At 72.6% G+C, this 7,311-nt stretch carries 4 protein-coding genes and 1 pseudogene; 2 read left to right on the forward strand and 3 right to left on the reverse strand.

From position 1 onward, the window contains the following. Nucleotides 1-71: 71 nt before the first annotated feature. The 3 genes from gltX to ABTY15_RS39230 all read right to left on the reverse strand — a co-directional run bounded on the left by gltX (nt 72) and on the right by ABTY15_RS39230 (nt 2,811). Nucleotides 72-1,571 (reverse strand): glutamate--tRNA ligase, encoded by a 1,500-nt coding sequence (gltX, locus tag ABTY15_RS39220; RefSeq protein WP_350607365.1) that lies wholly within the window; start codon nt 1,569-1,571, stop codon nt 72-74. Then, on the reverse strand, nt 1,564-2,364 hold the full coding sequence (locus ABTY15_RS39225; RefSeq protein WP_350607370.1) for a fumarylacetoacetate hydrolase family protein: 801 nt from the start codon (nt 2,362-2,364) through the stop codon (nt 1,564-1,566). Before ABTY15_RS39225 ends, gltX begins: the two co-directional genes overlap by 8 nt. 225 nt (nt 2,365-2,589) lie before the next feature. Then, on the reverse strand, nt 2,590-2,811 hold the full coding sequence (locus tag ABTY15_RS39230; protein WP_350607374.1) for a hypothetical protein: 222 nt from the start codon (nt 2,809-2,811) through the stop codon (nt 2,590-2,592). A 640-nt stretch (nt 2,812-3,451) separates the two neighbouring features. On the opposite strand from ABTY15_RS39230, the gene ABTY15_RS39235 reads away from it, so the two are divergent. After that, a complete protein-coding gene (locus ABTY15_RS39235; protein WP_350607378.1) occupies nt 3,452-7,210 on the forward strand; it encodes a nitrate- and nitrite sensing domain-containing protein in 3,759 nt (1,252 codons plus the stop codon). 10 nt (nt 7,211-7,220) lie between these two features. Continuing rightward, a pseudogene (locus tag ABTY15_RS39240) lies at nt 7,221-7,311 on the forward strand (roadblock/LC7 domain-containing protein); the annotation flags it as partial.

The raw sequence follows: 7,311 nt of genomic DNA on the forward strand, positions 1-7,311 counted from the left end.
CCGCCCGGGCCCGCGCGGTTACGCGGCGGCCCCGCAACCCCCCCGGCCCCGCGGCCTGCTCAACGACCCGCTCAGGCAGCCGGGACGGCGTCCAGGGCGGCCCGCAGCCGGCGCAGCGTCTCGGGGCGCCCGAGCAGTTCCATCGACTCGAACAGCGGCGGCGAGACGCGGCGGCCGGTGACGGCCACCCGCAGCGGCGTGAACGCGAACTTGGGCTTGATGCCCAGGCCGTCCACCAACGCCGCGCGCAGGGCCGCCTGGATCGGCTCCGGGGTGAAGTCCGCCAGCTCCTCCAGCGCCTTGATGCTGGCCTCCAGCACCGGGCGGGCGTCCGCAGTGAGCACCTTGGCGGCGTCGTCCGGGTCGAGGGTGAAGTCGGCCGGCTCGACGAACAGGAAGCCGGCCATGTTGACGATCTCGCTCAGCACGACCATCCGCTCCTGGGTGAGCGGCGCCACCTTGGCGAGCAGGTCCAGCTGCTCGGCGGTCGGCTCGGCCGGCAGCAGGCCGGGGGCCTGGAGGTACGGCACCAGGCGCTGGACGAAGTCCTCCGGGGCCAGCCGGCGCAGGTGCTCGGCGTTGATCGCCTCGCACTTCTTCAGGTCGAAGCGCGCCGGGTTGGAGTTCACCTTGGCGATGTCGAAGGCGGCGACCAGCTCGTCCGTGGAGAACAGGTCGCGGTCCTCGGCGAGCGACCAGCCCAGCAGGGACAGGTAGTTGAGCAGGCCCTCACGGATGAAGCCGCGCTCGCGGTACAGGTTGAGCGAGGCCTGCGGGTCGCGCTTGGAGAGCTTCTTGTTGCCCTCGCCCATCACGTACGGCAGGTGGCCGAAGCGCGGGGTGGTGCCGTTGCCGACGCCGATCTCGGCGAGCGCCGCGTACAGCGCGATCTGGCGCGGGGTGGAGGAGAGCAGGTCCTCGCCGCGCAGCACGTGGGTGATCCCCATCAGCGCGTCGTCGACCGGGTTGACCAGGGTGTACAGCGGGGCGCCGTTGGCCCGGACGATGCCGTAGTCCGGCACGTTCTCCGGCTCGAAGGTGAGCGTGCCGCGCACCAGGTCGTCGAAGGAGATGGTCCGGTCGGGCATCCGGAAGCGCAGGATCGGCTCGCGCTTCTCCATCTTGTAGACGGCGACCTGGTCGTCCGTCAGGTCCCGGCAGTGGCCGTCGTAGCCGGAGGGCTTGCCGGCCGCGCGGGCGGCCTCGCGCCGGGCGTCCAGCTCCTCGGTGCTGCAGTAGCAGTGGTACGCGTGACCGGCCTCGTGCAGGCGGCGGGCGACGTCGGCGTAGATGTCCATCCGCTGCGACTGGCGGTACGGCGCGTGCGGGCCGCCGACCTCCGGGCCCTCGTCCCAGTCGAAGCCGAGCCACTTCATGGCGTCGAGCAGCTGGTCGTACGACTCCTCAGAGTCGCGGGCCGAGTCGGTGTCCTCGATCCGGAAGACCAGCGTGCCGCCGTTGTGGCGGGCGAAGGCCCAGTTGAACAGGGCGGTGCGGACCAGGCCCACGTGGGGGTTGCCGGTCGGGGACGGACAGAAGCGAACCCGGACGTCCGGGTTTGTGTTAGCCACGCTTGATCACCTTGTTGGTGAGAGTGCCGATGCCTTCGATGGAGACGGCGACCTCGTCGCCGACGTTCAGGGGGCCCACCCCAGCGGGTGTGCCGGTGAGGATGACGTCGCCGGGCAGCAGCGTCATGGCCTCGGAGATGTGGACGATCAGCTCGGCGACCGAGCGGACCATCAGGGAGGTGCGGCCGGTCTGGCGGAGCTCGCCGTTGACCGTGCAGGTGACCGCCAGGTCGGCCGGGTCGAGGTCGGTCTCGATCCACGGGCCCAGCGGGCAGGAGGTGTCGAAGCCCTTGGCCCGGGCCCACTGGCCCTCGCGCTGCTGCACGTCGCGGGCGGTCACGTCGTTGGCGCAGGTGTAGCCGAGGATCACCTCGGGCACCCGGTCCAGCGGGACCTCGCGGCACATCCGGCCGATCACCACGGCGAGTTCGGCCTCGTGCTGGACGTCCGAGGAGAACGGCGGGTACGCGATGTTCTCGGTCGGGCCGATCACCGCGGTGGACGGCTTGAAGAAGGTGAGCGGGACGTCCGGGACGGCGTTGCCCAGCTCGGCCGCGTGCGCCGCGTAGTTGCGGCCGACCGCCACGATCTTGTTGGGGAGCATCGGGCTGAGCAGCCGGACGTCCTCGAAGCGGTAGCTCTCACCGGTGGGCTGGGGCTGGCCGAACGGGTGGCCGGCCAGCGCGTGGACGACCAGCGACTCGGGCTGGGCCGGATCGCCCTCCACCACGCCGAAGGAGACGCTGCCGGCGGCAGGGCTCCCTTCCCGGACGGAAAACCTGGCAATGCGCACGGCTGGGCTACCCCTCGCTTCGTCGGCCGCCCGGGGCGCGCCCGGGCGCTGGTGGGCGCCCCGCCCACCTGGGCGCGGCCCCGTCAATACGTCGCCCAGGCTATCGCGTGGGGCCCCCGCCGACCGCTCGGCCCGGCTGGCAGCACGGGCCGGGAGCGCCCGGAGAAACGCGTCAGGGCGCCACAGCCGGGGCGGCTGCGGCGCCCTGACGGGGCGCGGGCGGGGTCAGTCCTGCGGGACGGCGACCACGGGAGCGACCATCAGGATCGTCCGGCGCGGGTTGGCGGTGTTGGTCGGCAGCTCGGTCGCGTACGTGACGACGTCCGCGGGCTTGCGGGCGCCCGGGATCTGGCCGAAGTCCTCGACCGAGGCCAGCGTGGTCCGGCGCGGGTTCGCCGTGGAGCGGCAGGACAGCGTGGACGTGGTGGCCTTCTTCGCCTTGGACATCGAGAGCACCTCGTGGTCGCGGCCGGGGCGGATCGCGACGGATCGGCACCGGCCTGAGTGATTCCGAGTGATTCGGAGGGATTCTGGGCAGGCTGATCGGGGCCGTGCTCCGGATAGCGCCCAGGTTACGAGATCTCATTCCACAGGGGCCGTGACCAAAGCTACACATTGGACTGTGATTTTGCTCACAAATTCATGGGCAAATCGTAGATTTCCGACATATCGCCGCAAGCAGATTTTCCGGCAAACCACCCATATCGGGCATTGAGGAAGGTCTGCGACTCTTTTCGATCTAGGGTCTGCTTGGCATGTATCCGGCGAGTGTCCGAAAAAGGCGGTATTCCGGTCCGGTTACCGCACAGTCCGTGAAACCGCGCACGCGGTCGGTAGCGCCACGCGGTCCGTTCCGGCGGCCCTTGTTGGGATTCCCCGGCTGTGCTGGAATGCCACGGACCGTGGGTAGGGAGCAGTCCACCCCGGTGACCCGCTCTCCCGGACCGGCCGGGGTGCGGATGGAAACTCGACACCGTCCAGGCCGCGGCAACGCGGCGGGACGCCCGGTCCAGAGGTTGCGACGCCAGTGCAGGGACGTTTCAAAAGGGGTAGCGGCGCCGCGGGTAACCCGGAGTCGCGCGAGCCTGTGGCAGCCCCCCAGCAGGCGGCGGCCCCCGGCGGCCCGGCCGAGCCGTTGACGCCCGAGGCCACCGGCCGTCCGGAGGTCGACGGCCAGGACCGCAAGTCCACCCGGGACAAGCTCCGGACGACCCTGACCAGGCGCCGCGCCAAGGGCATGAGCCGCCTGGCCATGCGCAACTGGCGAATCCGGACCCGGCTGATCGCCCTGCTCGCCCTCCCCGTCCTGGTCTCCCTGGTCCTCGGTGGCCTGCGGATCCAGACCTCGATGGAGGCCTCGCAGCAACTCGCCCAGATGGCCAACCTGTCCGACCTGGCCAAGAAGGCGACCAACCTCGCGGACGCCCTGCAGAAGGAACGGGACATCAGCGCCGGCCCGATCACCGCGCGCCCGAACGACCCGCTCGACGACGACATCGTCACCGCCCGCAAGGAGACCGACGACCTCAGCCGCACCTTCACCGCCTCCTCGGACAAGTTCGAGAACCTCGAACTCTCCGGCGGTAAGGCCCTGCTGTTCCAGATCCGCAAGGACCTGAACTCGATCTCGGACGCGCGCAACACGCCGTACCAGAACAACCAGAACATCCAGTCGACGATCACCGCCTACGACGTGATCATCCGCGACCTGCTGTCCATCACCCAGGACATCGCGCTCGCGTCGAACAACAAGGACCTGGTCGTCTCGACCCGCGCGCTCCAGCAGTTCTCGCTGGCCAAGAACGCCACCTCGCAGCAGCGCGCCCTGATCAGCGCCGCGCTCGCCAACCCCAAGGGCCCCGACCTCAGCCTGAGCGACGAGTCCTTCGGTATCCGCCTGCGCGCCTCCTACGACAACGCGCTCACCAGCTTCAACAACATCTACACCGCGCACGACCTGGACAACCTGCGCGGCCAGCTGAGCTACAACAACGTCGTCGCCGACGCCGACCGCTACGCGCGCTCGATCCTCCAGCAGAGCGGTATCCACCAGACCGACCCGGTGACCTACAAGGACTGGTACGAGAAGGCCAGCGCCAAGATCACCGCCGAGCGCCGCATCGAGTCCAAGCTCATCGAGGACCTCGACGGCAAGGCCCAGGACCTCCAGTCCCAGGCCGACACCGAAGCCCTGATCATCGGTGCCGCCGTCGCCCTGGTGCTGCTCGTCGCCCTCGGTGGCGCCGGTCTGATCGCCCGCTCGATGGTGCGCTCGCTGACCCGTCTGCAGGCCGCGGCCGAGGACGTCGCCGAGCGGCGACTGCCCGAGCTGGTCAAGACGCTCTCCGAGAGCGACCCGCACGACGTCGACGTCACCGTCGAGCCGGTGGCCGTCGACTCCGCCGACGAGATCGGCCACGTGGCCCACGCCTTCGACATGGTGCACAGCGAGGCCGTCCGCCTCGCCGCCGAACAGGCCCTCCTCCGCGGCAACATCAACGCGATGTTCACCAACCTCTCGCGCCGCAGCCAGGGCCTCATCCAGCGCCAGCTGTCGCTCATCTCCGAGCTGGAGAGCCGCGAGGCGGACCCGGACCAGCTGGCCAACCTCTTCAAGCTGGACCACCTCGCGACCCGTATGCGCCGCAACGGCGAAAACCTCCTCGTCCTCGCCGGTGAGGACCCGGGCCGCCGCTGGACCCGCCCCGTCCCGCTGGTCGACGTGCTCCGCGCCGCCGCCTCCGAGGTGGAGCAGTACGAGCGCATCGAGCTCGCCACCGTGCCGTCGGCCGAGGTCGCCGGCCGCGTCGTCAACGACCTCGTCCACCTGCTCGCCGAGCTGCTGGAGAACGCCACCTCGTTCTCCAGCCCGCAGACCCGCGTCCGGGTCACCGGCCACGCGCTGCCCGACGGCCGCGTGCTGGTCGAGATCCACGACACCGGTATCGGCCTGAGCCCCGACGACCTCGCCGACATCAACGAGCGCCTCGCCAACCCGCCGACGGTGGACGTCTCCGTCTCCCGCCGCATGGGCCTCTTCGTGGTCGGCCGCCTGTCCCTGCGACACGGCATCCGCATCCAGCTGCGCCCCAGCGACTCCGGTGGCACCACCGCGCTGGTCATGCTCCCGGTCGACGTCACCACCTCCGCCGACCGTCGCGGCGCCGGCCGCCCCGGCCCGGCGCAGGCCAAGCAGCAGCAGCGCGGGGCCGCCCCGACGCCGCGCCAGCAGCGCCAGATGCCGCCCGGTCAGCCCGGCCCGGCCGCGCTCGGCCAGGGCCCGTCCGGCGGTGCGCCGCAGGGCGGCCGCCCGCAGCTCGGCCAGGGCGGCCCGGCGGCTCCGGCTCCGGCCGGTCCCGGTGCGCCCGGCGGCCGCGCCGGCGGTTTGCCGACCCGCCAGGTCGGTCAGTCGCTGCGCGAGAACCCGGTCGTGCCGGGCCAGCAGCCGCAGCAGGGCCAGCGTCCGCAGCAGCGTCAGCCCCAGCAGGGTCAGCAGCCCCAGCAGCGCCAGCCCCAGCAGGGTCAGCCGCAGCAGGGTCAGCCGCAGCAGTCCGCGCAGGGCGGCCTGCCGCAGCGCAGCCCGGGCCGGCAGGGCCCGCCGCAGGGCGGCCCCAACGGCCTGCCCCGCCGCGGTCAGCAGCCCGGCCAGCCGCAGCCCGCGCAGGGCCGCCCCGGCCAGGAGCGGCCGCGCCCCGGCGGCGAGTTCGACGGCGGTCCGGGCCCCCGGACCGGCGAGCAGCCGCAGCACGGCCGCCCCGGCGGCCCGGGTGCCCAGCAGCCGGGCGCGCGCCCCGGCAACCGTCCGCAGGACGGGCTGCCGCAGCGTCGCCAGCCGGGCCGTCCGGCCCCGCAGGGCGGTCCGCAGGGTGGTCCGCAGGGTCCCCAGGGCGGTCCGCAGCGCCCGCAGGGCCCCGGTGGTCAGGGTCCGCAGGGCCCGCGTCGCCCGCAGCGCCCCGGCCCGGACGCGCCGCAGCGCAACCAGCAGCCGCAGCTGCCGCCGCAGCAGCAGGCCCAGCCGCTGCCCGCGGCCGAGCCGGCCCCGGTGGAGAGCACCCAGCAGTTCGCCCGGCCGCGCTTCGAGGCCAGCCAGATCGACCCGCGGGACCCGCTGGGCCTCGGCCTGGTCGAGCCGGTGCTGCCGAACGTGCCGAACGCCCCGAACGTGCCGAACCCGGCGCGTCCGGAGCCGGTCCGCCAGGAGGCCCCGCGCCAGGAGCCGATGGCGCTGCCGACCGGCCCGTCCGAGGGTGCGGCCGAGCAGCAGTGGTACCGCGAGGAGGGCCGTCCGGCCGAGGCCCAGGGCCCGCAGGCGCGCTCCCGCTCGTACCAGCCGCGCCGCCCCGGCACCTCCGCGCCGGAGTTCCAGCAGGGTCAGCCGCAGCGGACCCAGCAGCAGGCCCCGCAGCAGGCCCAGGCCCAGTACGCCCAGCAGCAGCCCCAGGCCCAGCAGCAGCCGCCGCAGCCGCAGCCGGGTCAGCCGCAGCCGGGCGACGGCGAGGCCCCGTGGCGCCCGTCCGCCAACGACGAGCGCTGGCGCCGCGCCGAGCAGGTCCGCGAGCCCTCGACCAGCGGTGTCACGCTGTCCGGCCTCCCCCGGCGGACCCCGCAGGCCAACCTGGTCTCCGGGACGGCCGAGGCCTCGCCGCTGACCGGTCCCCAGGTCTCCCGGGCCCCCGAGGAGGTGCGCGGCCGACTGACGAACCTGCGCCGCGGCATCCAGCAGGGCCGCCGGGCCGGGGCCGAGCAGACCGGCCAGCCGGGCTTCCAGCATGGTGCCCAGCAGGGTGGATTCGATAGTTTCGGTGGCCGGACCGACGGCAACGGCGCAGATCACCAGGAGCGTTGAGTTGATTCAGATGAGCCAGGCCGCACAGAACCTGAACTGGCTGATCACCAATTTCGTGGACAACACCCCCGGGGTGTCCCACACCGTGGTGGTCTCCGCGG

Origin of the sequence: Kitasatospora sp. NPDC097643, from assembly GCF_040302625.1 — a bacterium.
Lineage (GTDB): Bacteria > Actinomycetota > Actinomycetes > Streptomycetales > Streptomycetaceae > Kitasatospora.

Coding starts and splice junctions, on each gene's coding strand:
- ABTY15_RS39230 (WP_350607374.1), bottom strand. CDS start 2,811: ATGTCCAAGGCGAAGAAGGCCACCACGTCCACGCTGTCCTGCCGCTCC.